The following is a 23,948-nucleotide window of genomic DNA, read 5'->3' on the forward strand; positions in this document are numbered from 1 at the left end:
TGCCTACATTTCTACCCATCGAGCGACCACTTACTCACCAGACCGACATCCGCCCGAACCACAAGAACGTACTACTTCCTCCCTGGTACTGAGGAACGCGCGGGAGAATCCTCCCGATTATTCTAATTCCATGCTCTTAGGTGCCCTGTGTTATTTCATGTGGGGTCTTCTCCCCGCCTATTTTCCGCTCCTCGAGCCTGCGGGCGCGGTGGAGATCATCGCCCACCGGATCGTGTGGACGGCTCTGCTCATGGGGATCATCTGCGTGGCCACCAAGGCACACCGGGAACTCCTCGCCTTAAGCGCCAGGCAATGGGGCATCATCGCCATCGCTGGCGTTGTGGTGGCGAGTAACTGGCTCGTCTACGTCTATGCCATCAACAGCGGCCACGTAGCCGAGGCAGCACTGGGGTACTTCATCAATCCCCTCGTCAACGTTGCCTTTGGGATGCTGTTCTTTGGGGAGAAGCTCTCCGGGTTGAAGAAGGCCGCAGTGGCGATCGCCACCGGTGCCGTCATTCTTATCACGGTGGCCGGTGGGCAGCTCCCATACCTGGGAATCGGGGTGGCCGTCACCTTCGCGGTGTACGGGGCAGTGAAGAAGAAGGTGACCATCTCTTCGGTGGCATCCGTCACCGCTGAGACCGCGGTCCTCACCCCCTTTGCCCTCGCGTTCATCATTTACCTCGAGGTCACCGGCTCCGGCACGTTTGCTTCTCAGGGCACGGGCCACGCTCTCCTCCTAGCCACCGCGGGCATCGTCACGGGGGTACCCCTCCTTCTCTTCGGCACAGCCGTGCAGCGGGTGAGCCTGTCCACCATGGGGATGCTGCAGTTCATCTCCCCCACGATGCAGTTTTTCTGGGCCCTGTTTGTCAAGCACGAGGAGATTTCGCCCGTGCGCTGGGCGGGGTTCGTTATCATCTGGGATGCAATCGTCTTGTACCTCGTCAGCGAGTCCAAGCTCGCCCGTTCCCGTCACTCCCACGAGCCCTCCACAGTTCCCACTGCGTCCGACGGCGCGTCCTAGCGTCGCTTACTCAACGCGTGCCCAACGACTAGCTTGTCGACGTCTCCATCCAGCCTCCCACAGCTCTCCCCCGTTCCTCACCGATCGGGCCCGTTCGTAGCCGATCGGGACCCTTACAAGCGAACGGGACGCACGCCGATGAACCCCCACGTAGCATCGGGAGGCAAGGCCTCCACATGGAACACACGGGAATCCTCATTCATCCCGGTCAACGCCACAGGGTCTGCGCGAACCACGAGGCCACTTACTGCCTCGGCCCCTGCAAGCCTACCGTAGAGCTCGAACAGTTTCTCACGGGAAGCGTAGTCGCTCGGCTCTGGAACGGTTCCCGGTGCTCGGTCAGGAAACACCAACTGGTTGACGCGCTCCGGCGCATACGACTGAGCAAACCGCGCAGCCTCGGCAAAGGGCAGCGGCTGCGTAAAGGTGACCATCGCCCACGTGGGCGCCTCTGGAGCAGTGAACGGGGTGCGCGCGACATAGGAATCGATCGACTCACCCGAGTCCGGCCCCAGCTGATCCTCGTAGGGGCGAAACTCGGGCGCTGAGTCGAACTGCCCGCAGCCGGAAAGCCCGGCAAGACACATCGCCCCGCCAACCACTCCGGCTTTCACCCGGCGCGCCAAGCTGGGCCCACTAGTTTTGCCGCAAAATATCCAGCGCATGAGACAGATCCTCGGGGTAATCGGACGAGATGACCAGGTGCCGCCCGTTGGGGTGGTCAAACCCCAAACTCACGGCGTGCAACCACTGACGTTTGAGGCCCAATCGTTTGGCTAGTTTCGGGTCGCAACCGTACATCGGATCTCCCACACACGGGTGGTGCAGGGAGGAAAAGTGCACACGAATCTGGTGCGTGCGGCCGGTTTCCAGGTGCACTTTAAGGAGGGATGCTTCGCGGAATGCCTCGAGTGTTTCGTAGTGGGTGACGGCCATTTTTCCGCCCTCAATGACGGTGAATTTGTAGCTTTTCTTCGGATGCCTACCAATGGGTGCCTCGATGGTCCCCTCCAGCGGATCTGGGTGACCCTGCACTACGGCGTGGTAAGTTTTGTCTACGGTGCGTTCCCGAAATGCCTTTTTCAGCAGCGTGTAGGCGCGCTCTGAGCGGGCGACAACCATGACTCCACTGGTTCCCACGTCGAGCCTGTGGACGATTCCTTTGCGCTCCGGCGGGCCGGAGGTAGTGACATCGATTCCGGCGGCTGCAAGCCCTCCGAGGACAGTTTTTCCTTCCCATCCGACGGTGGGGTGTGCTGCCACGCCGACTGGCTTGTCCACCACAACGACATCCGAATCGACGTGGAGGATCTTCATTCCCACTACTTCTTCCGCCTGCGGGAGGAGTGGCTGCTTCGGGCCGGGTAGTTGTACGTCCACCCATGTTCCGGGTGCCAGGCGTGTGGATTTGCTCACCACTCGGTCGTCTTGTCGCACGCCGTCCTGCGCGATGATCTCCGCCACGGCTGAGCGGGACAGCCCCAACAATTTGGACAGCCCTTGATCAGCCCTAAGTCCGCCGATTCCCTCGGGGATGGGCAACCTTCGCACTGTCATTTGACCGGCTCCTCGGCCGTTGACTTGCTGTTTTCTTCAAGCACAACACCGATGATGAACACCACCACTCCGACGGTGATCGCGGAATCCGCGACGTTGAAGATGGCGAAGTTGCCCACGGAGATGAAATCCACCACGTGGCCAACGAAGAATCCCGGTGCGCGGAACAGCCTGTCGATGACATTGCCCAGCGCACCCCCGGCGATAAGCGCTACGCCAACCGCCGTCCACCGGCTACCTAGCCGTGGCAGGAAGTAGGTAAATACCGCCACGATGAAGACAAGCTGGATGGTGGTGAACACCCACGTGGAGTTTTCTCCCATGGAGAATGCTGCGCCGGAGTTGAAAGTGAGGAGGAACCGGAACCAATCCCCGATGATGGGTACCTTTTCCCCTGGGCTCATGTTTGCGAGGACCAGTGTTTTCACTGCCTGATCGACGACGGCAACGATGAGTGTTATTGCTAGAACTAACCTTCCATATCTTCTCGTGAGTGTAGCCACCTATTCATTCTCGCCTATCTAGGGGGAGAATTGCCAATAACGCGGGCCGAGGGCTTTCCTTCCTACTTTGAACGGTTCAACGGTCCACTCTCCGCCCAGCTAGTCGCCCAGCGTGACCGTCGTGACCGTCGTGACCGTCGAAAAGCCCAACCACCGTCGTGAGCGTGACCGTCGTGAGCGTCGGGACCATAGTGGCCGTCGGTACCGTGGGCCCGTCGCAATGCCCCGGTCCACTATGTTGGTAGATGTGAAACTTTCAGCCCGCGCAGTTCTAGCAGCAACGTGTCTCACCTCCGCACTCGTCCTTTCCGGTTGCGCAAGCAGCGGCGACGATGCCCCCGCCTCAGAGACAAACCACACGAGCGTGAAAGCATCCATCGAAGCCCCCAGGGTCACGGTGACTTCCTTCGGGGAAGGAGAACGTCGGCCCGTGGCCTACCAGGACCTCGATGCCACACAAACCGCACACTTCAACGTCAGTCTTGGCTTCTCCCAAACCGCTGTCCCAGCAGCGCAGGTCTCCCCCGAACCCCCGGCCGACGTCGCGGGAGCGCCGCTGACAGGCACCGCCGAGCTCACCACGACGCAGCTTTCCGACGACGAGGCAGGCGCCTCCCGCAGCGTCACCATGACCCTCACCGACCTCGCACGTACAGACCCGTCGGCGGTCCATGTAGAAGACACCGTCGATGTCTCCCCCGCCAACGGCATCGCCGCAACGTGGGAAGCCACGGGAACCGGCCGCGTCACCGCAATCAGCTACACCCAGCCGGATAATTCCACCGACGAAGTCGACGCACTCCTCGAGGGCTACGTTTCCGCCCTCGTCGGCCAGCTGGTCATCTTCCCCGACGACCCCATCGCGCCGGGAGCCACCTGGACCGTGGAGATGCCGGTGATTGGTGAATCAAATACCGCCCAGGTCACCTCGTACACGCTGGTCAGCCATGAGGGCTCCACCGTTGTAGTAAATGCAACAGTTTCCCAGCACCCCACGATCGGGGCCCTGACTTTGGATTCCGGTGAGACGGTCGATGTCCAATCCGCTGAGACCTCCAGCTCCTCCACCATCACCATTGACCTAGAAAAGCCCTATCCCACCGCCGGACAATCGACGCTGACCACCCGCACCGTGTACGGCAATAAGTCCAGCGAGTACGCCGTCGTCCAAGACACCTTCCAAAAAACCGACTTTTCCTAGTCTCGAATCTCCCCGGCCTGGCACCCGCGCTCTCCTCGCGCCCCTTATCCGGCACGGCAAGCCTCTGGTGTGGACTCGCGCCGGGGCACGACGGACTTGTGGCCCCGCGCGCACCGGGGACTTAGCCATCGATGTCTGCCAGGCATCCCTTTCCTCCGTGTGGCGATTCGCCCCGCAGCGAATGTTAGCCACACGGCGGATGTACACCACGCGGCAATTGTTCGCTACACAGCGACCGTTAGGTTTTTACTCACCGGGAGAAATAGAATGGTAAATAGAAAAGTTACCCAGTTGCAGTGGTGTGATTCGTGTGTCACCAGGGATCATGCTTGCTGTGCTGGCCACCGTGGAGCCCGATATCTGGGATCCACGCCACCGGACGGTTTCACCACAACCGTCACTTAATGCTGTGAGGATGAGATGAAAAAGTACATCAAGGCCGATGGCCTGAGCTTCTCCTACCCCGGTGGCGCGCGGGTCCTCACGGATGTTACCTTCACCGTTGGCGCGGGCCAGGTCGCGGGTCTCATCGGGGAAAACGGTTCGGGCAAGTCAACCACTCTGTCGCTACTAGCGGGCCAGCTCACCCCGGATTCTGGAACCCTACACCTCCCGGAGCGCACCCGGTACCTTCCCCAAGAGGTCAGCCTGCGCCCCGACAACACCGTGCAGGACCTCATCGATCACGCTGTCGGAGAAGTCCAAGCGATCGAGACGGACATCATCGAGTTGTCAGCGCGCCTGGCGGAGGCACCCAACCTGGTGAGCCTATCCAGCGCCTACGACGACGCACTCGCCAGGGCCGATGCATTCCAGCTGTGGACCCTCGATTCTCGCATCGAGCAGGTTCTCACCGGCCTTGGTGTGGAGGGATTGGACCGCCACTCCACCATCGCGGAGATTTCCGGTGGCCAGCGCCGCCGCCTCGCCCTCGCCATGTTGCTTGTCAGCCCCGCTGACTGCCTGCTCATCGACGAGCCCACCAACCACCTCGATGACCAAGCCACCGATTTCATCATCGAGGAGCTGAACAACTACCGTGGCCCGGTCATCACCTCGAGCCACAACAGGTATTTCCTTGACAACGCCGCCACGTGCATCATCGATCTCGACCCGGGGCTCGCCCCCGAGGGCGGACGGGGAGAATCGACGCGGCAGGCGACGTTTTTCACCGGCAGCTTCTCGGATTACCTTGAGGAGCGCGACAAGACTCGGACGCGCTGGCAGTCGCTGTACAACGCGCAGGAAAACGAGCGCGCCATGCTGGAAAACAAGCTGGAAAAAACGGAGGAGGACATCTTCCATTCCACGGAGAACAAGTCCGAAACCCGCATGGCAGCCAAGTTCTACGCCGATCGTGCGGCGAAGACTGCGGGCACCCGGATCCGTAGCGCGCGTAACCGCCTGGAAGAGCTGGATAGAAATGCTCTCCCCGCCCCGCCGAAGCCACTCACCTTCGCCACCGGCCGGACCGATTCTGTCACTCTCACCCGCTCCTCTGATCCCTCCATCAGCTTGTTCGAAATTGCCGTGGAGGATCGTATGCCCGCGGTGGACCTCGATGTGCTTGATCGTGACCACATCCTCATCCAGGGGGACAACGGTGCGGGCAAGTCCACCCTGCTCGGTGTCATCGCGGGGACGGTCCCGTTTACCGAGGGGTTCATGACGATTGCCGAGGGCCTCTCCGTGGGCTACTTGGCGCAGGACTCCCGATGGGAGGATCTCTCTCTTACAGCGGCGGCCACCTTTGACCAGGCGACGCCCGCAGGTTCCCCCAGCCTGGAGGAAATGGGGCTGTTGACTCCCGATGTCGCGGCCCTGCCGATGCGGGCGCTGTCGTTGGGCCAGCGCCGCCGCGTTGCTATCGGTATCACGCTGGCCAGCCCTCCTGACATTGTGCTTCTCGACGAACCGACGAACCACATTTCCTTAACCCTCGCGGAAGATCTGGAGCGGGCGATCGCCAGCTTCCCAGGTATCGTCATTGTCGCGAGCCACGACCGGTGGCTGCGCGATCGGTGGGTGGGAAGAAAATTCCTCATGGACCATGAGACGGGTGTGCAGGAGCTAAAGGAGCAGAGCTAACAAGCCGTGTGCTGAGCACAGCTCGGCTAAAGGAAAATCGTCGCAGGCCCTGGGCCTGCGACGATTCTTTCTTCCCTTTATCCGATGCCGCTACGAGCACCGAATTCTATTACTGCGCAGCTCCCTGATCTGCGGGATCTGCTGCAGGGGCTTCTGCGGGTGCAGGCGCAGCAGGGTCAGCACCTTCGGCGGGTGCCGGAACTGCAGCTGCGTCTCCGCCGAGGCACATCGGCGGGACCTGCTCAGGCTGGACGGTGTTCTGGATGAGCGTGCACGCCCACTGCTGGGAGAGCTTCCAGTGCCCATCCTCGAATACGAACTCGACGTTCTCCGCGGTCTGCGGGGCCATATCCGGAAGGGTGAAGTTGACGGTGGCGAGCACCGAATCCGGGGTGTATCCCGGGAGGACGGGCTCCACGACGGTGAAGTTGGCGCCGGACTCAGCCTTGGACTGGGTCATCGTCTCGAACAGCTCAGGTGCGGTCTCGCCACCCTGAACGGTGAGGATCTTCTGCTCCACGGTGGCAGCCGGATCGGTGGCAGTTGCGATCACGGCGTTGAGATCGGCGACGGTGGGCAGCGCTGCGGTGGTGGGGGCTGCCTCAGACGACGTCGTTGCCTCTGCAGAGGCAGATGCGGACGACGAGGTTGATTCCTCAGAGTTACCGCCACAGGCACTGACAAAAACGGACAGGCTTACAGCCATCGCTGCGAGTGCAATCTTCGAGCTTTTCACGTTTCTCCTTTTACTGGTGGTTTCAGCCACCATCTCGGCTTTCTCGTTGGCCACTTTGAACCCTCAGGCCACAGTCGTTTACATCGTACACGGGTCAGTGTCGTAACAAAAACGTAATAAACAGTCCCGCCATCGTCAAAATAGCATTACCACTGCGGCCGCATCGTTTCACCTTAGTGCACCGTTATACGGTCTATATACGGTTACAACGCGCTCGTTACTAGCATTCGTGGTTCCTACCTCGCGCAAAGTAGCACACTGTTCCACGTTGGGTCTGGGTACGTGCGTGGGTGCCATTATTCACAACTATCTGTTCCAAGTCAAAGCTATGAATGAAGGGCGTCAAGCCCCGTACGCCACGCGCGCACCGCGACTCCCCCGGTGCCTCCACCCGGCGGGACTACTCCTCCGCGTAGCCCAGAACTCCACTCAGCCTGTAAAACAGCGAATCTGGGCAGCCTCGCGATGTTAGAGTAAATAGTATGACTGAAGCTGTTTCCCCACGTCAGATTGTCATTATCACCACAGGTGGAACAATCGCTTGCACCCATTGCGAAGGTGGGCTCATCCCGACGGTCTCCGGCGAAGACCTCATCGAGCGGATCAAGCCCCAGCTGGAGGGGTCCGGGATCACCGTCACCCCCAACCACCTCGACCAACTGGATTCCTCATCGCTGACGATGCAGGACCTGGACCGGATTGTCGAGCGGGTCCGGGAAGTCTTTGAGGACGACAATGTTGACGGCATCGTTGTTACTCACGGCACTGACTCGATGGAGGAATCAGCTATCGCCGTGGACACGCTGGTGCGGGATCCCCGCCCCGTCGTGTTCACCGGCGCTCAGCACCCGTTCGATGACCCCGACGGGGACGGCCCCCAGAACCTCCTGGAGGCAGTGCTCACTGCGGGCGAGCCCTCCGCGCGCGACATCGGCACGCTCATTGTGTTCGGGCACGCGGTGCTTCCTGCCCGTGGCGCGCTCAAGTTCCACACCTCCGACGAGCTGGCGTTTGGCACCAACGCACCCGAGGAGCCCGAGCGGGCCGATCCAGTGGAGCCCGTCAAGCTTGGCGATGTTCGCGTGGATGTCCTCTACGCCTACCCCGGCGCGCCCCGCGACCTCATCGATAGCGTCCTAGCTTGCGGTTGCCAGGGCATCGTGGTGGAGGCGATGGGCAACGGAAACGTGGGCACGGAGTTCGCTGAGGGGCTTGGCGACGCCCTGGAGAAGGGCATCCCTGTGGTCATCTCCACCCGCGTTCCCCGTGGCGAGATTTCCGGCACCTACGGCGGTGTCGGCGGTGGCAAAACCCTCCTCGATAAGGGCGCACTGGGGTCTCGCTACTTCCGCGCCGGCCAGTCGCGCATCCTTCTCGCCGCCGCGATTGCTTCCGGCAGGAACCCCGCAACATTTTTCTAGGAGAACCCTAACGTGAGGCCGTCCCTCGTCCAGGAATGGACGAGGGACGAATGGAGGGGGGGAGCCTCACGATCAACCGGGGCCCGTCGAAATACGACGGGCCGTAGAAAACGTCGGGGGGCCGTCGAAATACGACCCGGCTGTGGAAAACGTCGGGGCCCGCCAAATAGCGTTGGGCCGTGGAAAACGCCGGGGCCGTCGTGGGGGCTAGTCGGCGCTGCCGAGATCGTCCCAATCCAAGCTATCGAGTGGATCGGCGGGCTGTAGTTGCTCGTCATCGACATCAAAAGTGTGGATCCGACCAGGGCCGGTGGTACGAGTTTCAAACCGCACGGTGACGATTCCGCCCCCGGTTCCCTGCACCCAGCCGTGTCCATAATCGGGGTGCGAAACATCCTGCGTCGCCCGCCAGCGGGACACCACCGCCTCACCCTCGGCGTTGACGGTGACCTCCGGGAAATCCACGCCAGCGTCGTACTCGGTCACCACCTCCTCACGGTTGATCTCCTGGTCAAGCTCCGGAAAGAGGACATCTTGCAGCGCCTCCTCCAGCCCCGAGAAGCTCACCCCAACCAGGCGGATCGCCCCCAACTCCGAGGGGTAGCGGGTGATCCTCATGGCAGCTGCAAACAACGTGTCGAACTCGTCTGTGGCGTACGGCAGCGTGTAACTGCGGGATTCGATATGGAAATCCGCCATCTTAAGCTTTACGGTCACCGTTCGCGCACCCCGTCCGTCCTTAAGCAAACGGGCGTGGGCATCCTCGGCATTGCGCCGGACCGCGTCATCCACCTCGTCCACCGTGATGAGATCGCGGGGATACGTTTGCTCCGCCGATACCTGCTTGGCCACCGCGCGCGGGGCGACGACACGATCATCGATTCCCCGGGCAAGTTCCCACAGGGTAGCCCCCACCGCCTTGCCCAGGGTGACCTCCACCTCTTTCCTGCTCATCGCGGCGAGCTCACTGATGGTGGTGATGCCGAGGCCACGCAGTTTCGCCTCCGCAACCGGGCCCACACCCCACAGCTTGCGCACGGGAAGGTGCCCCAGGATCGCCTCCTGTTCCCCCCTAGAGATGACAAACGTGCCGTCGGGCTTGGCCAACCCCGAGCCGATTTTCGCGTACTGTTTGCCGGCACCCGCCCCCACGGATGAAGGGATACCAATTTCCGTGCGGATTTTCTCCCGCAGCTGGTTCGCCCACGCTTTCACCTCGTCCACGGACGCTCCGTGGAGCTCAGCGGGCTCCATAAAGGCCTCGTCCACCGAGAGCTGCTCGATAATCCCTGCCTCCCGCTGGAGCAGCTCCATTACCCGCCGGCTAACCGCCGAGTACACCACCTTGCGCGGGGTGACGGAGATCGCTGTGTAGCCCACGAGGGCTCGAGCCTGGTGCATGGGCATCGCGGAATGCGCGCCGAAGGCCCGTGCTTCGTAGGATGCGCCTGCGACCACTCCCCTGCCGTTGACTCCCCCAACGAGCACGGGTTTGCCCCTCAGAGTAGGGCGCGTGAGTTGTTCACAGGAGGCGAAGAACGCGTCCATGTCGATGTGAAGAACCCAGCGCTGCATGTGATCATCTTAACGTGCTACGCCACCTGCACCCCGTGCTGCTGCCAGCTGCACGGGGTGCAGCCGCCAGTGGGGCAGTTCCGCATCAATCGCGCCTTTCTCGCTTCTGGTGCCACACGCGGGCACCGGCACGTAATTAGGAAGCGGGAACCTTCTCCACATCTGGGACGGCCACTGTCTTTTCTCTTTGGTGCTTGGAGACGAAATACCAGCCGATCGCAAACGCCGGGATGAGCCCCACAAGGGTGACAACGACGGTGGCGGTGCCCACCGGCTTGTCAAAGGCCATAAGGATGAAGACACCGAACAGGAAAGCGAGTACGAGGACGTCGAAAAGCGGAGAGGAGCGGTAGGCAGGGCGCGGGGCACCCGAGCGGACAAAGCCTAGGTGAGACAGGCAAATCATGGCCCACATACCGAGGATTCCGATCGCCCCCAGGTTGAGGAACACCTCGAAGGCAAGCTCCGGGACGAAGTAGTTGGCCACGATCCCCACAACCATGAGCGTGGCCGTGGTGAGGATGCCATTCTTAGGAACCCCATGCTCAGAGAGTTTGCCCAGGTAACCGGGTGCGGAGCCGGACAGCGCGAGTGGCCGCAGGATGCGGCTCGTGGCGTACAGGCCGGCGTTGACGCTGGACAGGGCCGCGGTGAGAACAACGAGGTTCATGATGTCGCCCGCGTAGGGAACGCCGATGGAATTCATGAAGGTGACAAAGGGTGATTCTCCGGCGCTGTAGGCGGTGTACGGGAGAAGGAAGCCGAGAAGCAGAATCGAGCCAACGTAGAAGAACACGATGCGGAACACCGTAGTATTGATGGCCTTCGGAATCTGGTGCTCCGGGTCGGCAGTCTCCCCGGCGGTGATGCCGATCATGTCGATGCCGGCGTAGGCAAACACCACGCCTTGCGTGAGGATGACCAGTGGCATCACCCCGTGCGGGAACCAATCCGCCACCGATGTGGCGCTCACGGTGCCGCCGGGCGCGTGGCCGGTGACGAGGAGAACAACACCCACGACAAGGAAGATGACGAGCGCACTAACCTTGACCGCGGCGAACCAGTACTCCGCCTCACCGAACACCTTGACGCCGAGCAGGTTGACGGAGAGGACCACGACCAGGGCGCAGGCGACGAGTACCCACTGCGGAACGTCGTGGAACAGTGGCCAGAACTTGAGGTAGATGGCCACGGCCGTCAGGTCCGTGGTGCCCACCGTCACCCATGCGAGGAAGTAGATCCATCCGGCTACGAAGGCGGCCCGCTCGCCGAGGAACTCGCGGGAGTAGGACGCAAAAGAACCCGAGGTGGGGCGGTGTACCACCATCTCCCCCAGGCTGCGGAGCATGAGGTAGCCGATGAGCCCGCACACCACATACACAAGTGCAAGCCCGGGTCCGCCAACGGCCAGCCTGCCACCGGCGCCGAGGAAGAGCCCCGTCCCCAGAGCGCCACCCAGCGCGATCATCTGGATGTGGCGCGGCTTGAGGTCCTTTTTGTAACCTTCGGTTTCTTTTGTCGAGATTTCGTCCACAAACTCACTATATACCGCTTGGTCTAGAAAGTGAACTAAGCGGTCTGTTTACGGAGGGTGACGGCGATGACGATGAGCAGGATACCGAGCACTTCCACCGCGCTGGGAATCTGCCCCAGGGCAATCATGCCGATCACCGCGGCGGTCACGGGCAGAAGGGCGAGCAGCACCGCGTAATAATCCGGCGATGCCGATTTCAGCATGATGAGATCCAGCACAAATGGGATGACGGCACTGAGCAGGCCGAGCCCTATCGCCATCGCTATAAGGAGCCACACGCTTGGCCCAGTAGCAGGAATAGGCTCCCACCGCCATGCAACAAGCGGGATGACAAGCAGCGAAGCATAGGTCAACCCCACCCCCATCGTGTGGAACGTGGAATCGCTCGAAGCGAGCCGGTTAGACACGAGAATGTACATAGCCCACAAAAACGCAGAAGCCAGGATCCACAGAATGCCAGTGAAGTTCGCCCCCCACTGGGTTCCACTGAGAACCACGACACCGGTGGCAGCAGCACACAAAGCTATCCAATCCCGCACCGTCCTGCTCCCCCACGCGGCGACACAGATCGGACCGATGAATTCGATTGCCACAGCCATGCCCAGCGGGATGGTTTGGATCGCTTCATAGAAAGAAGTGTTCATACCCAGCGTGACCACTCCGTAGATGAGCGCCTGCCAGCTCAGCCACTGCGTCAGGGAAGGCTGCAACGCGAGAGCGATGATGATTCCTGCCGCCCCAACCCTCATCCACGCCACAATCCACGGGTTTTCAATTCCAAACAGGTTCACTGCGAGCGCTGCCCCCAGGTAATTGGAGGTTCCCGAGAGAATCATCAGCAGCGGGATATAAAGTTTCTGCATTCTCACTATCCTAAAGCTCCCCCCTTTCCCGCAATTCGCGAGGCTAGAGCAGATCAACGCACATGGCAAAGGTGACCCGGGATGTGCGGATTCCACGCACCTCCGCTGGTGGCACAGGAAATCCCGGTGCGTGCTGTGCGACCAGCCTCGTCGGTTTTGAGATGTCGCCACACCAAGAAGTCAAGGGCTGACGACAACACACGTCATCGTCAGCCCTTGAGTCTTAGGCGGTTATCTTCTTTTCGCCCGCGCCTACTTCTCGTTCCTCGTCAGCGTTGCGGTTACACCGTCGATGATCTCGTGATCACCCTTCTCCTGTGTGAAGGCGAAGTCGGTGGCGAGAACTTCCTCGGCGATGTGGTCGGCGAACCGCTCGGCCCACTCCTGCTTCTCAGCGGGGACCTGGAGGCGGACCGTGATGCGATCGGAAACCTCGAAGTCCTTGGCCTTACGGGCATCCTGCAGGCCACGGATGACGTCGGCGGCCCAGCCCTCAGCCTCTAGCTCCTCAGTCACGTTCTTATCCAGAACCACGAGGCCACTGTGCCCGCTGATGCGTGCAGTGCAGTCTGGGTCGGCAGCAACGAGTACTTCCTCGTACTCGCCGGGCTGGAGAACCTGGCCGGCGGCCTTGACGGTATCGCCGTCGCGTTCGTAGTCGCCCTTCTTCACCGCCACGAGCGTGGCCTGGAAGTCCTTGCCCAGGCGTGGTGCTGCAACCTTGGGGATCACGTTGACCTTGAATGAGCCAACCGCATCCACATCGGTGGTGAGCTCGACGTTCTTCACGTTTACCTCATCGCGAATAACCGGCGCAAACTCCTCCAGGCTATCGGCCTCCGGGACAGCAACCGTGAGCTTGTTAAGCGGCAGGCGGTTGCGCAGTTGCGCGGCCTTCCGGATGGAGGATGCCGAGGAGCACACGTTGCGCACAAGGTCCATCGTGGCAACAAGCTTCGGGTCGGCTGGGAAGTCCGCGGCAACCGGGTAATCGGTGAGGTGGACCGAGCGCTCGCCCGTCAGGCCGCGCCAGATCACCTCGGTGGTCATAGGGAGCAGCGGAGCCGTCACTCGGCACAGGGTCTCCAGCACCGTGTAGAGGGTGTTGAAGGCCTCCGGGTACTCGTCGTCGCCCGCCCAGAAGCGGTCACGGGAACGACGCACGTACCAGTTCGTGAGCACGTCGCAGAACACGCGCACCTCGTCACAGGCAGTGGAGATGTCGCTGGCGGACAGCGCAGCGTCCACATCGTTCACCAGATCGTGCGTCTTGGCCAGGATGAACCTGTCAAGTACGTCGGTGGAATCCACCGACCACGTAGCCGGCCTGGAGGAGTACAGGCGGAGGAAGCTGTAGGCGTTCCACATCGGCAGCATCGCCTGACGCACGCCTTCGCGGATGCCTTCCTCGGTGACGATGAGGTTTCCGCCGCGCAGAATCGGTGAGCTCATGAGGAACCAGCGCATGGCGTCCGAGCCGTCACGGTCGAACACTTCCTTCACGTTGGGGTAGTTTCCCTTGGATTTACTCATCTTCAGGCCGTCATTGCCCAACACGATGCCGTGTGCCACCACGCGCTTGTACGCGGGGCGATCAAACAGCGCCGTGGACAGCACGTGCAGCAGGTAGAACCAGCCACGGGACTGGCCCGAGTACTCTACAATGAAGTCCGCCGGCGAGTGGGTCTCGAACCACTCCTGGTTCTCAAACGGATAGTGCTTCTGCGCGAACGGCATGGAACCGGATTCGAACCAGCAGTCCAGTACCTCCGGCACTCGTCGCATGGTGGATTTACCCGTCGGGTCATCCGGGTTCGGGCGGGTGAGCTCGTCAATGTACGGGCGGTGCAGGCTCGTCGGGCGCACGCCGAAGTCACGCTCCAGCTCGTCGAGGGAGCCGTAAACATCCACACGCGGGTACTCGTCATTATCGGAGACCCACACCGGGATCGGGGAACCCCAGTAGCGGTTGCGGGAGATGTTCCAATCGCGGGCACCTTCCAGCCACTTGCCAAACTGGCCGTCGCGGATGTGCGCCGGGATCCACTCCACCTCGTTGTGGTTGAGCTCCACCATCCAGTCACGGAACTTGGTAACGGAGACGAACCAGGACGGCAGCGCCATGTAGATGAGCGGCTCGCCGGAACGCCACGAGTGCGGGTAGCTGTGCACGATGGTCTGGTGACGCACCACGCGCATGGCCTTCTTCAGATCCTTGATGATGTTCTTGTTGGCATCAAAGATGAGCTGGCCCTCGTAGGGAGGAACCTGGGAGGTGAACTTGCCGTCCTCGTCCACGGGGATGACGAGCCCCACGCCGTATTCCTTGCACGTGTTCATATCGTCTTCACCAAAGGCGGGAGCCTGGTGGACGACACCGGTGCCGTCGTCGGTGGTGACGTAATCGGCGAGCAGCACGTGGAAGGAGTTTTGGGTATCGAGGAAGAAATCGAAGAGCGGCTCGTAGGTCAGGCCCTCCAGCTCGCGCCCCTCAAAGCTATCAACTACCTCGGCGGAACCGAGCTCCTTCTTGTACTCGCCCACGAGCGCCTCGGCAAGCAGGAACTTGCGGCCGGCGAACTCCTTGAGGCCATCCTCGCCCACCGTGACGACGACGTACTTCACGGACGGGTTCACCGCGAGAGCCAGGTTGGACGGCAGGGTCCAAGGCGTGGTCGTCCAGGCGAGGAAGGAGACCTCGGAAAGCCTCGAGAGGACCTTCTCGCCGGCGCTGCCTTCGTCCGCACCGGTGATGGGAAACGTCACGGTCAGCGTGGGATCCTGGCGATCCTTGTAGGCATCGTCCAAGCGGGTCTCCTGGTTGGACAGCGGCGTGTGCTCAGCCCACGAGTACGGCAGGACGCGGAAGCCCTGGTAGATGAGGCCCTTATCGTACAGCGTCTTGAATGCCCACATGACGGACTCCATGAACGGGAGGTCCATCGTTTTGTAGCCATTATCAAAGTCCACCCAGCGTGCCTGGCGGGTGACGTAATCTTTCCACTCCTCGGTGTAGCGGAGCACGGACTCGGCGCAGTACTTGTTAAAGGCGGCGAGGCCCATATCTTCGATCTCACCCTTGTCCTTGATGCCAAGCTGCTTTTCCGCCTCCAGCTCCGCCGGCAGGCCGTGGCAATCCCAGCCGAAGACGCGGCGGACGAGCTTGCCCTTCATCGTCTCGAAGCGGGGAACGATGTCCTTGACGTAGCCGGTGAGGAGGTGTCCGTAGTGAGGAAGGCCGTTTGCAAAAGGCGGGCCATCGTAGAAGACGTACTCGGGAGAGTCTTCGCGTTGCTTGAGACTAGCCTGAAAAGTGTCGTCCTTATCCCAGTACTCCAGCACGTTTTCTTCCATCGTGGGGAAATTGCTCGTGCCGCCGGACAGGTCGACGCGCGGGTAAACATTACCTACGTTGCTTTTCGCCGTCATAGTGGATCACTCCTTAAAAACTTCTCATTTTTTGTTAACGCAGGGACGCAAGAGTTGCGCGGTACCACCCTGCTTGAAGCGCCTAGCACTTCCGCTCGAGTTTTTAAGGATCTGTATCGGCGATCTGATATCCGCCCGGTTCTACTAGGCGCCACGCTGCGGTGTGCAGCCGCGACGCTGTTCTTCCGGGAGCTCGCCGGTGATAGCCGGGTCATAGCCTTGCAAAGAACTATACCACCGATGCCGTTCCACATAGCAAAATATCCCCTCCCGCTATACGGGAAGGGATATCTCATGTACTGCTACGCCCACTGCGGCGGAACCAATCTACCTGGTTAACCGCAGTGACTGCGTGGGCACAACCTGCCACCGGGATGCTTGAATGCGAGCAGAGCTACCGGGCAGATGCCCCGTAGCTCGCGCATCCACGACCGCGACGGGGGTCCGGGTTACTTGGTGCCCTGCGGGTTACGCGGAGCGGAGGAACCGCGGCTGTTCAGCTCTTCCAGCTGGGACTCCAGCAGGGTCTTGAGGCGTGTACGGTACTCGCGCTCGAAGGTGCGCAGCTCCTCGATACGGTTCTCCAAGGCGGCCTGCTGGCTCTTGACGGTGGCCATGATCTCGGTGTGCTTGCGCTCGGCATCCGCCTGCAGGGCGTTTGCCTTGTCTTGGGCCTGCTGCAACTGCTGCTGGGACTTGGTGTTTGCATCTGCGATGAGACGCTCGGCCTTCTCCTCCGCCTCGCGCACCATCTTGTCGGAGCGCTGCTTGGCATCAGCAAGCGTGCGCTGCGAGGAGGAGTTCGCGTCGGAAATGGTGGACTCTGCTGCTGCGCGGGCCTCGTCCAGCATGGACTGGCTCTCGGAGCGGGCGTCGTTGGTGAGCCTGTCGGCCATCTCCTGTGCCAACCCGAGCACGCGGGCGGCCTGCATGTGCGTTTCTGCAGAGGCCTGACCCTCGGCGGGGGCGGTGGCGCTGGCAACGCGGGAGGTCTGCTGCTGACTGCGGGCGGAGGCCGCCTCGCGGCGGGCCTTGTCTGCGTCCTCGCGGGCGGTGGCGAGCTGCTTGTTGGCATCGGCGAGCTTGGCCTCGTATTCCTTGGCAACCTCGCGACGGATCGCATCTTCATCCACACGGGAGACGGCGGCGACGGAGGAACCGCCGGCGGAGCCACGCTCCTTCTGCAGATCCTCTACCCGCTGACGCAGAGCGTCATTTTCATCTTGCAAGCGGGCAAGTTCGTCCTCGACGAGGTCGAGGAACTGATCCACCTCGTCTTCGTTGTAGCCGCGCTTTCCAATCGGCGGCTTGCTAAAGGCTATATTGTGCACGTCAGCTGGAGTCAGCGGCATTGACGGATCCCTTCACTACCTAGGTGGTTTGACTGCTGCAAACTAATTTGCACCAGTAAAGGTGGGTGCATCCCATGGGGATGCACTTCAACTTTTACTTAATCTTAATTCTTTTCCTGTCACTAGTGTACCCATAAACAACGCAAGTCACACCTACGACATGGAAACTAGATGGCAAAATGCGCATGAATCCGGACGCGAACCACCTGCACTAATCCGCTAAACATGCATGTAAGAGAGTATTTTTAGCGAAGTGCCATGGTGAGGAAAATTTGCACCAGTTGCAGAATAAAAAACAAAACCAGAACACTCATATCGAGCCCTATATTCCCCATCCGCAGAGGCGGAATGAGGCGTCGGAGCGCCTTCACTGGTGGATCGGTCACAACAAACAGGGGCTCGGAGATCACGGAGAACCACCGGGGCGGCCGAAACGATCGCGAGAAGGAGGCGATCATCTCAATGAGGATGCGTGCCACGAGGATGACTGTGTAGATCTGGACTAAAAGGAGGAGGATTTGAATAAGCGTCGTCACAATTGCACTACTCTAGCCAAAAAAATGGCCCCCGGTCGATTCCGGGGGCGCACGGCGTTACTTAGGTGTCGGTAAAACTCATAGGTGCGTCCACCACGCCGCCGTTGACTGCTGCCTAACGGCGGGCGGCGCGCTCGAGCTCGGCGAGGGTGATATCGGCTCCCTCGGGGATGATGGCGAACGTCTTTCGCGCGACCTTTTCCATCGTGCCACGTGCACCAAAGACGAGGCCAGCGGCGAAGTCCACGATACGGCGAGCGTCGGCGGTATCCATGGCGGTCATATCGAACACAACGGCGTCACCATCGCGGAAGGGCTCCCCCAGCTGGCGGGCCTCCTGGTAGCTGTTGAGACGAACCGTCACCACCGACGGCTCGTAGTGGCGATCAGCGTACCCGTAGGAACGCTCGTAACGCCCCTCGGTACGGGTGCGGTCCTGGGATCCGTAGTACTCGTCCTCGGCGACGAAGTCCTCCGCCGGACCGAATCCGAAAAACTCCTTAAACTTCTGCACGTTAGTCATGCTCTTTTTCCTTCCTTTTCGCACCTATGAGTGCTGTGGTTTTGGTGCAGGCACTCTACCATGCCCGCGGGCTCTTACTGTTTGTCGCTCTATGCTTTATTGTTACGGTATTTGACGTGGTCCCAAGATGTCGGTTCCGACACGCACTAAAGTGGAACCACTTTCCACTGCCACCTCGAGGTCATGGGACATTCCGGCGGAGAATTCCAACGGCTTCCCCACCGTCTTTTCCAGTTTCTCCTTTACCTGCCTAGCGGTAGCGAACGCCTCGTAGGGGTCGGCCTCTACAGGGGGCACACACATGAGTCCTGTCAGGCGCAGGTGCTCCGTTCCGGCGATTGCGTCTACGAGTTCTGGCAGGTCGCCGTCCACCACGCCTCCGCGGGCCGGGTCGCCGTCGAGGGAGAGCTGGACGAACACGTCGAGGGTGTCCGTCGTCCGATCGCCCCTGTCGAGCGCCAGCTGCATTCCCCGGTCCAGCGCCTGGGCGAGGGTGACGGAGTCGAGTGACTGCACCGCCTGCGCCCACCGCGCCACGGAATTAGCCTTCTTCGTCTGAATCTGGCCGAGCATGTGAAAGCTCATCGAGGGGAATTCGGCGGCCTTCTGTTTGGCCTCTTGGTCCCGGTTTTCCCCTACCTCGGTGACCCCCAGAGAGTGGAGGATGGCGATGTCTTCGGCGGGGTGGAACTTGGTCACGGGGAGAAGCCGCACCTCGTCAGACCTCCCGGCCTTCTGCTTCGCCTCCTCGATGCGCTGAAGCACCCGCTTCAAGCCCTGAGCTATCTCGTCTGCCCGAGTCACCTTGTCTCACCTTTCCTTAGTAGAAACTTGCCTATTTTTTCTCACGTGCTCTACCGGAAGCGTCTTAAGTCTCTTGCCCAAAGAGCTAGAAGGCCGCTACTCACCGCCGTCCACCGGTGCTTCGTCTGCGCCCCGTGTGCCGGGGTTGGCCGAAAAGGTAAATGACGGAGGCTTGGCGCCCCGTTGTCCCGTCGCGCCGGTAGCTGAAAAATTCGCGGTCCTCAATCGTGCAGCGCGGATCTGTCGTCACGGAGCGGACACCCACCGCGTAAAGCTGCCGGACGAGCCCAGCACGCAGGTCAACCCCCGGCGTGCCGGCCACCGTTGTCGTGGCACTTCCCGGCAACTGCTGCTCTACTTCCTCCACCATGTTCGCGGGGAGCTCGTAGTGTCGCCCGGAGGCGGCCGGCCCGATCCACGCGTGCATGGCGGCCGGGTTGGCGCCGAGTTCACACATCGTGCGCACCGTCGCAGGGACGATCCCACCCTGTGCGCCCCGTCGCCCGGCATGGACGGCGGCGACGACACCGGCGGTGGCGTCGCAAAGCAGCACCGGCACGCAATCGGCGGTGAGCACGATGAGTGCGAGGCCCTCGTCGGTGGTGACGATGGCGTCGGTTGCGGGCACTGGCACCGGGGTGGTGCCGTCCACCACGGTCACCGTGGTGGAGTGGACCTGCTCCATGAACACGAGGCGCGAGCGCGGAACACCGATAGTCCGTGCGAGCCTCGCGCGATTTTCCTCCACCGCGATGGGGTCATCACCCACGTGGTCGCCGAGGTTGAAGCCGTCGTAGGGAGGCTTCGAGGCACCGGTGACGCGGTTGGTGAAGAAGATCCGCACGCGCTGCGACGGATCCTGCGGGGTGGTGGCGGTCACGGTCTGACTCTTTCCGTCGGTACCCTGCTAGCGCAGGAAACTCGGCACGTCGAGGTCGTCGTCCCCGTCGTCGCCAAAGTCACGGTCGCGGTCGCGGTAGCTGCGCGAGGACGATGCGTCACGGTCGGTGAACAGCCCGCGGCGCTCGTCGCGTCCACGGTCGTCGTCGGCAAGGCTGTGCCGTGAGGAACCCTCGTCGTGGGTGTACCGCCCGCCGAAGAGAGAGTCACGGGACTCGGAGGCCGTGGTGGGTGAATCCGCGTCGTCGCGGAAGCTGTGCGCGGTGCGTGCACCCTCGCCGGCGGCACCGGAAGTGGCGCCAGTGCTGGCCGAGCCAGGCTCGGCGTGGCCACCGGGCACCTCGTCAGCCTTCCGCTTTGCTTCCTCGGTGTTGTTCTTGTTGTCAAAGCCGGTGGCGATGACGGTGACGCGAATCTCGTCGCCGAGATTGTCGTCGATGATCGCACCGAAGATGGTCTGGACGTCCTCGTCGGCCTTCTCGGCGATGAGTCGGCCGGCCTCGTTCACCTCGTGGAGGCCCATGTCGGAGCCGCCGGCGAAGGAGACCACCAGGCCGTGTGCGCCCTCGATGGTGGATTCCAGCAGCGGGGATTCGATGGCCTGCATGGAGGCGGTGACGGCGCGGTTTTCGCCGCGCGCGGAGCCGATGCCCATAAGGGCGGTGCCCGCGTCACTCATGACGGCGCGAACGTCGGCGAAGTCCACGTTGATGATGCCGGGCGTGGTGATGATGCGGGTGATGCCGTCAACGCCGTTGAACAGCACCTCGTCGGCGGCGCGGAACGCGTCGAGCATGGAGAGGTTTTCGTCGCCCAGCTGGAGGAGACGATCGTTGGGGATGACGATGAGGGTGTCGCACACCTCGCGCAGGGCCTCGATGCCGTCGAGAGCCTGCTTGGTGCGTGCGCGCCCCTCAAAGGTGAACGGGCGGGTGACCACACCAACGGTGAGGGCGCCCTGCTTCTTGGCAATATTGGCCACGACGGGGGCGGCACCCGTGCCGGTTCCGCCACCCTCGCCGGCGGTGACGAACACCATGTCCGCACCCTTGAGGATTTCCTCGATATCGTTCTTGTGGTCCTCCGCGGAGGCGCGCCCTACCTCGGGGTTTGCCCCGGCGCCGAGGCCGCGCGTGGCGGCGCGCCCGATCTCGAGCTTGACGTCCGCGTCGGAGAACATGAGCGCCTGGGAGTCCGTGTTGATGGCGATGAATTCGACACCCTTCAGACCTTCCTCGATCATCCGGTTGACCGCGTTGACACCGCCGCCGCCGACTCCGACGACCTTAATGACGGCGAGGTAGTTATCTGGTGAGGTCATGGTGGGTGGACTCGCCTTTCTGTTACAAATCGCTGCTAGTGCTCAGCAACTGGTTCAAGTTCTGGTTCCCTCCAATTTTCAACCACACGAGCGAAAATGTGTATCACCATTGGGGCGGCGTGTCTCCACCCTCTACTTGAGGTTGAGGGTTTATAGTGGTTGGCTTGCCGACGCCCACTCTCTGCTCCCCTCCGCTTTCCGTGGGGCTCACCCTCCCCACATCACGTCCATCGAACCCCACCGAGCTGGGGCCGGCCGCCATTCCGCTAGCCAAGGGTGACCAGCTGCGGGTTGGACACGTCGAAGTGCTGGCCCTCACGGGTGAGCACGATCTCGGTGGCAACCGACTTGTTGTGAGCCTGTTCGGCGGACCCCCAGTACACCGACCGTCCGTCGAGTAGCTCGAGGGTGATCTCATACTGGCTGGGCGCACTGACCCGGGCCACGTCTTTTCTCACCGCCGGGGTGAGTTCGTTGATCGCTGTCAGGCAGGCGGAGAACACAGCCGGGTCGCTAGCTCCGACGATCTCTACCGCCCCCACGGTGGGTTGATCGATGACAAAGGGCATGCCCTCCGCGTTGATGAGCACGGTCCCGTCGGGCGTGGTTTGGTAGACAACCGCCTGTTCCTCCACCACCGACACGGTGACGGTGCTGGGCCAATCCTTGCTCACCGTCGCCTTTTTTACCCACGGCAGCGCCCCAACGCCCTTCACCGCGTCGCGCGGGGACACGGTGGCGAGCCGCTCCCCCACGGTGACGCCCGTGGCCGCAGCAACCTCGTCCGAGGAAATGTGCTCGGCTCCGTGCACTTCTACCGTCTTCACGGTGAACCACGGCGTGAGCATAACGAAGGCGAAGACGGCCACAACCGCGACCACCACCGAGACACACGCGATAAAAAACCTCTTCACGTCCTATCCCACTCCTTTCACCGTGCATCCCAAAGGGATGGCTTCAACACAACCATGCACTGCGGCGCTTAAACCCACCACTGCGGTGGGCATCACCAGTTTCTGCACGCAGCGCGCGCCGGACCGGCGACCGCTGCCCACGTCTTTTTGGCTTGGGCACACCGCGGTTCCCAACGCGCGAACCAGGTTACTTCTCCAGCTCCTCCAGGGACCGGAGGATCTCCGCCCCCAGCATCGTTACCGAGCCCGCACCCATGGTGAGGACGATATCGCCGGGTTGGGCGACACGCGCGACGGCGGCCGCCACATCGTTGAAGCTGGGCACGTACTGCGCAGATCCATCCATCTGATCGGCGATGAGGGCACCCGTGACGCCTTCCACCGGCTCCTCGCGCGCGCCGTACACATCGAGGATGATCGCGTGATCCGCGATCCCCAGGGACTGCGCGAATTGGCTGGCGAATTTCATCGTCCGTGAATACAGGTGCGGCTGGAAGCAGACGATAACGTGAACGCGTTCATCATCGGACTTGCCGACGCTGCGCGCCTCACCCACCGACTTGGCCTGGCAGGCACGGAGTACCGCCGCGACCTCGGTGGGATGGTGCGCGTAATCGTCGTACACCCGCACCCCTGCCAGCGGGCCCTTGTCTACGGTCCCCTTGAGCTCGAAGCGGCGCCGCACACCCGTGAAGTCCGAGATCCCGGCGGCAAGCTGCTCCACCGTCGAGGCATCACCGGGTCGGCCCTCCCGCACGGCGGCGAGGAACGTTGCTCCAAGGGCTGCCGCCGCGTTGAGCACCATGTGGCGCCCCGGGGTGCGCACCGTCATGTGCGCCGGAATGATCTCGCCCTCCGGCACGTGCACCTCTACCGCCGCGACAGAACCGTATTCCGTCAGCTCCACGCCGGTCACCACGACGAGCGGGGTGACCTTAGTAGCGGCCATGGTGTCGCGGAACCCGTACCCGTACACGGTCCCCGGTGCTCGCTCGGCAAGTTGTGCCGCATGCTCGTCTTCCATGCAGGCGATGAGGCTGCCGCTGTTGTCTGCTATCAGCTGGGCGAACTTGTCAAACACCTCGAAGTACTTCTCGGGCGTGCCAAAGAAGTCAAGGTGATCGGGCTCAATGTTGGTCACCACGGCTACATCCGGCGCGTAGCTCAACAGCGATGCATCGGACTCGTCCGCCTCGGCAATAAACGTGGATCCCGTGCCGTCGTGCGCGTTCGTCCCGGCCTTGTTCAGCTGGCCACCGATGGCGAAACTGGGATCGAGGCCGGCCTGTTGCATGGCGACCACGGACATGGACGTTGTGGAGGTCTTGCCGTGGGTGCCGGCGAGCAGCAACTGGATCCGGTTCTTCATCAGCTCTGCAAGCAGGTCACTGCGGCGGATGACGGGAATCCCCTGCTCCCGCGCAGCGACGAGCTCAGGGTTGTTCTTGGGGATGGCGGCAAACGAGGTGACAACCACAGTGGGCAGCTCACCGGAGAGGGTGAGGTTGTCCGCTGCGTGGCCATCGGCGATCTGTGCACCCATGGACCGCAAGGCTAGAACCACGCGGGACGATTTGGCGTCTGACCCAGTCACCACCGATCCACGGGACAAGAGGATGCGGGCGAGCCCGCTCATCCCTGCGCCACCGATGCCGACCATA

20 protein-coding genes are annotated in these 23,948 nt (G+C 61.9%); 4 read left to right on the forward strand and 16 right to left on the reverse strand.

What is annotated here, in order from left to right; genetic code table 11:
- Positions 1 to 130 precede the first annotated feature (130 nt).
- Positions 131 to 1,030, forward strand: coding sequence for an EamA family transporter RarD (rarD, locus tag HMPREF1219_RS04515; RefSeq protein ID WP_016459326.1), 900 nt, complete (start codon positions 131 to 133; stop codon positions 1,028 to 1,030).
- Between the two features lie 113 nt (positions 1,031 to 1,143).
- Here rarD and HMPREF1219_RS04520 read toward each other — a convergent pair whose 3' ends face one another.
- Genes HMPREF1219_RS04520 through lspA form a run of 3 tightly spaced genes read right to left on the reverse strand, consistent with a single transcriptional unit; the run spans position 1,144 to position 3,090 of the window.
- Entirely contained in the window at positions 1,144 to 1,695 is a 552-nt protein-coding gene (locus HMPREF1219_RS04520) for a hypothetical protein (protein WP_016459327.1), read from the reverse strand.
- On the reverse strand, positions 1,667 to 2,587 hold the full coding sequence (locus HMPREF1219_RS04525) for an RluA family pseudouridine synthase (protein WP_016459328.1): 921 nt from the start codon (positions 2,585 to 2,587) through the stop codon (positions 1,667 to 1,669). Before HMPREF1219_RS04525 ends, HMPREF1219_RS04520 begins: the two co-directional genes overlap by 29 nt.
- Entirely contained in the window at positions 2,584 to 3,090 is a 507-nt protein-coding gene (lspA, locus tag HMPREF1219_RS04530) for a signal peptidase II (protein ID WP_016459329.1), read from the reverse strand. The genes HMPREF1219_RS04525 and lspA overlap by 4 nt, the downstream gene beginning before the upstream one ends.
- A 247-nt stretch (positions 3,091 to 3,337) precedes the next feature.
- Here lspA and HMPREF1219_RS04535 point away from each other — a divergent pair, with 247 nt between their 5' ends.
- Positions 3,338 to 4,291, forward strand: coding sequence for a hypothetical protein (locus tag HMPREF1219_RS04535; protein WP_245554391.1), 954 nt, complete (start codon positions 3,338 to 3,340; stop codon positions 4,289 to 4,291).
- Between the two features lie 420 nt (positions 4,292 to 4,711).
- On the forward strand, positions 4,712 to 6,379 hold the full coding sequence (locus HMPREF1219_RS04540) for an ABC-F family ATP-binding cassette domain-containing protein (RefSeq protein WP_016459331.1): 1,668 nt from the start codon (positions 4,712 to 4,714) through the stop codon (positions 6,377 to 6,379).
- Between the two features lie 109 nt (positions 6,380 to 6,488).
- Here the strand turns inward: HMPREF1219_RS04540 and HMPREF1219_RS04545 are convergent, their stop codons facing one another.
- Positions 6,489 to 7,115, reverse strand: coding sequence for a WKL family lipoprotein (locus tag HMPREF1219_RS04545; protein WP_425387087.1), 627 nt, complete (start codon positions 7,113 to 7,115; stop codon positions 6,489 to 6,491).
- A gap of 482 nt (positions 7,116 to 7,597) precedes the next feature.
- Between HMPREF1219_RS04545 and HMPREF1219_RS04550 the strand changes: the two genes are divergently transcribed.
- Positions 7,598 to 8,536, forward strand: coding sequence for an asparaginase (locus HMPREF1219_RS04550; protein WP_016459333.1), 939 nt, complete (start codon positions 7,598 to 7,600; stop codon positions 8,534 to 8,536).
- Positions 8,537 to 8,743: 207 nt separating this feature from the next.
- Here the strand turns inward: HMPREF1219_RS04550 and HMPREF1219_RS04555 are convergent, their stop codons facing one another.
- The 12 genes from HMPREF1219_RS04555 to murC form a co-directional block, all read right to left on the reverse strand.
- Complete coding sequence (locus tag HMPREF1219_RS04555; protein WP_016459334.1) at positions 8,744 to 10,111, reverse strand: DNA polymerase IV; 1,368 nt, start codon at positions 10,109 to 10,111, stop codon at positions 8,744 to 8,746.
- Between the two features lie 136 nt (positions 10,112 to 10,247).
- Positions 10,248 to 11,645, reverse strand: a complete 1,398-nt coding sequence (locus HMPREF1219_RS04560; RefSeq protein WP_016459335.1) for an amino acid permease — start codon at positions 11,643 to 11,645, stop codon at positions 10,248 to 10,250.
- 35 nt (positions 11,646 to 11,680) lie between these two features.
- Positions 11,681 to 12,508, reverse strand: a complete 828-nt coding sequence (locus tag HMPREF1219_RS04565; protein WP_016459336.1) for an EamA family transporter — start codon at positions 12,506 to 12,508, stop codon at positions 11,681 to 11,683.
- A gap of 252 nt (positions 12,509 to 12,760) precedes the next feature.
- Entirely contained in the window at positions 12,761 to 15,937 is a 3,177-nt protein-coding gene (gene ileS / locus HMPREF1219_RS04570; RefSeq protein WP_016459337.1) for an isoleucine--tRNA ligase, read from the reverse strand.
- Between the two features lie 449 nt (positions 15,938 to 16,386).
- Positions 16,387 to 17,289, reverse strand: coding sequence for a DivIVA-like cell division protein Wag31 (wag31, locus tag HMPREF1219_RS04575; protein WP_016459338.1), 903 nt, complete (start codon positions 17,287 to 17,289; stop codon positions 16,387 to 16,389).
- Between the two features lie 245 nt (positions 17,290 to 17,534).
- Positions 17,535 to 17,825, reverse strand: a complete 291-nt coding sequence (locus HMPREF1219_RS04580; protein ID WP_016459339.1) for a YggT family protein — start codon at positions 17,823 to 17,825, stop codon at positions 17,535 to 17,537.
- A 115-nt stretch (positions 17,826 to 17,940) separates the two neighbouring features.
- On the reverse strand, positions 17,941 to 18,348 hold the full coding sequence (locus HMPREF1219_RS04585; RefSeq protein WP_016459340.1) for a cell division protein SepF: 408 nt from the start codon (positions 18,346 to 18,348) through the stop codon (positions 17,941 to 17,943).
- A 102-nt stretch (positions 18,349 to 18,450) separates the two neighbouring features.
- Positions 18,451 to 19,152, reverse strand: coding sequence for a YggS family pyridoxal phosphate-dependent enzyme (locus HMPREF1219_RS04590; protein ID WP_016459341.1), 702 nt, complete (start codon positions 19,150 to 19,152; stop codon positions 18,451 to 18,453).
- A gap of 100 nt (positions 19,153 to 19,252) precedes the next feature.
- Positions 19,253 to 20,032 (reverse strand): peptidoglycan editing factor PgeF, encoded by a 780-nt coding sequence (pgeF, locus tag HMPREF1219_RS04595; protein ID WP_016459342.1) that lies wholly within the window; start codon positions 20,030 to 20,032, stop codon positions 19,253 to 19,255.
- Between the two features lie 27 nt (positions 20,033 to 20,059).
- Positions 20,060 to 21,373, reverse strand: coding sequence for a cell division protein FtsZ (ftsZ, locus tag HMPREF1219_RS04600; protein WP_016459343.1), 1,314 nt, complete (start codon positions 21,371 to 21,373; stop codon positions 20,060 to 20,062).
- Positions 21,374 to 21,639: 266 nt separating this feature from the next.
- A complete protein-coding gene (locus HMPREF1219_RS04605; protein ID WP_016459344.1) occupies positions 21,640 to 22,287 on the reverse strand; it encodes a cell division protein FtsQ/DivIB in 648 nt (215 codons plus the stop codon).
- A 187-nt stretch (positions 22,288 to 22,474) separates the two neighbouring features.
- Positions 22,475 to 23,947, reverse strand: coding sequence for a UDP-N-acetylmuramate--L-alanine ligase (gene murC / locus HMPREF1219_RS04610; protein ID WP_016459345.1), 1,473 nt, complete (start codon positions 23,945 to 23,947; stop codon positions 22,475 to 22,477).
- Between the last annotated feature and the right edge of the window lies 1 nt (position 23,948).

Source organism: Corynebacterium pyruviciproducens ATCC BAA-1742 (genome assembly GCF_000411375.1).
Lineage (GTDB): Bacteria > Actinomycetota > Actinomycetes > Mycobacteriales > Mycobacteriaceae > Corynebacterium > Corynebacterium pyruviciproducens.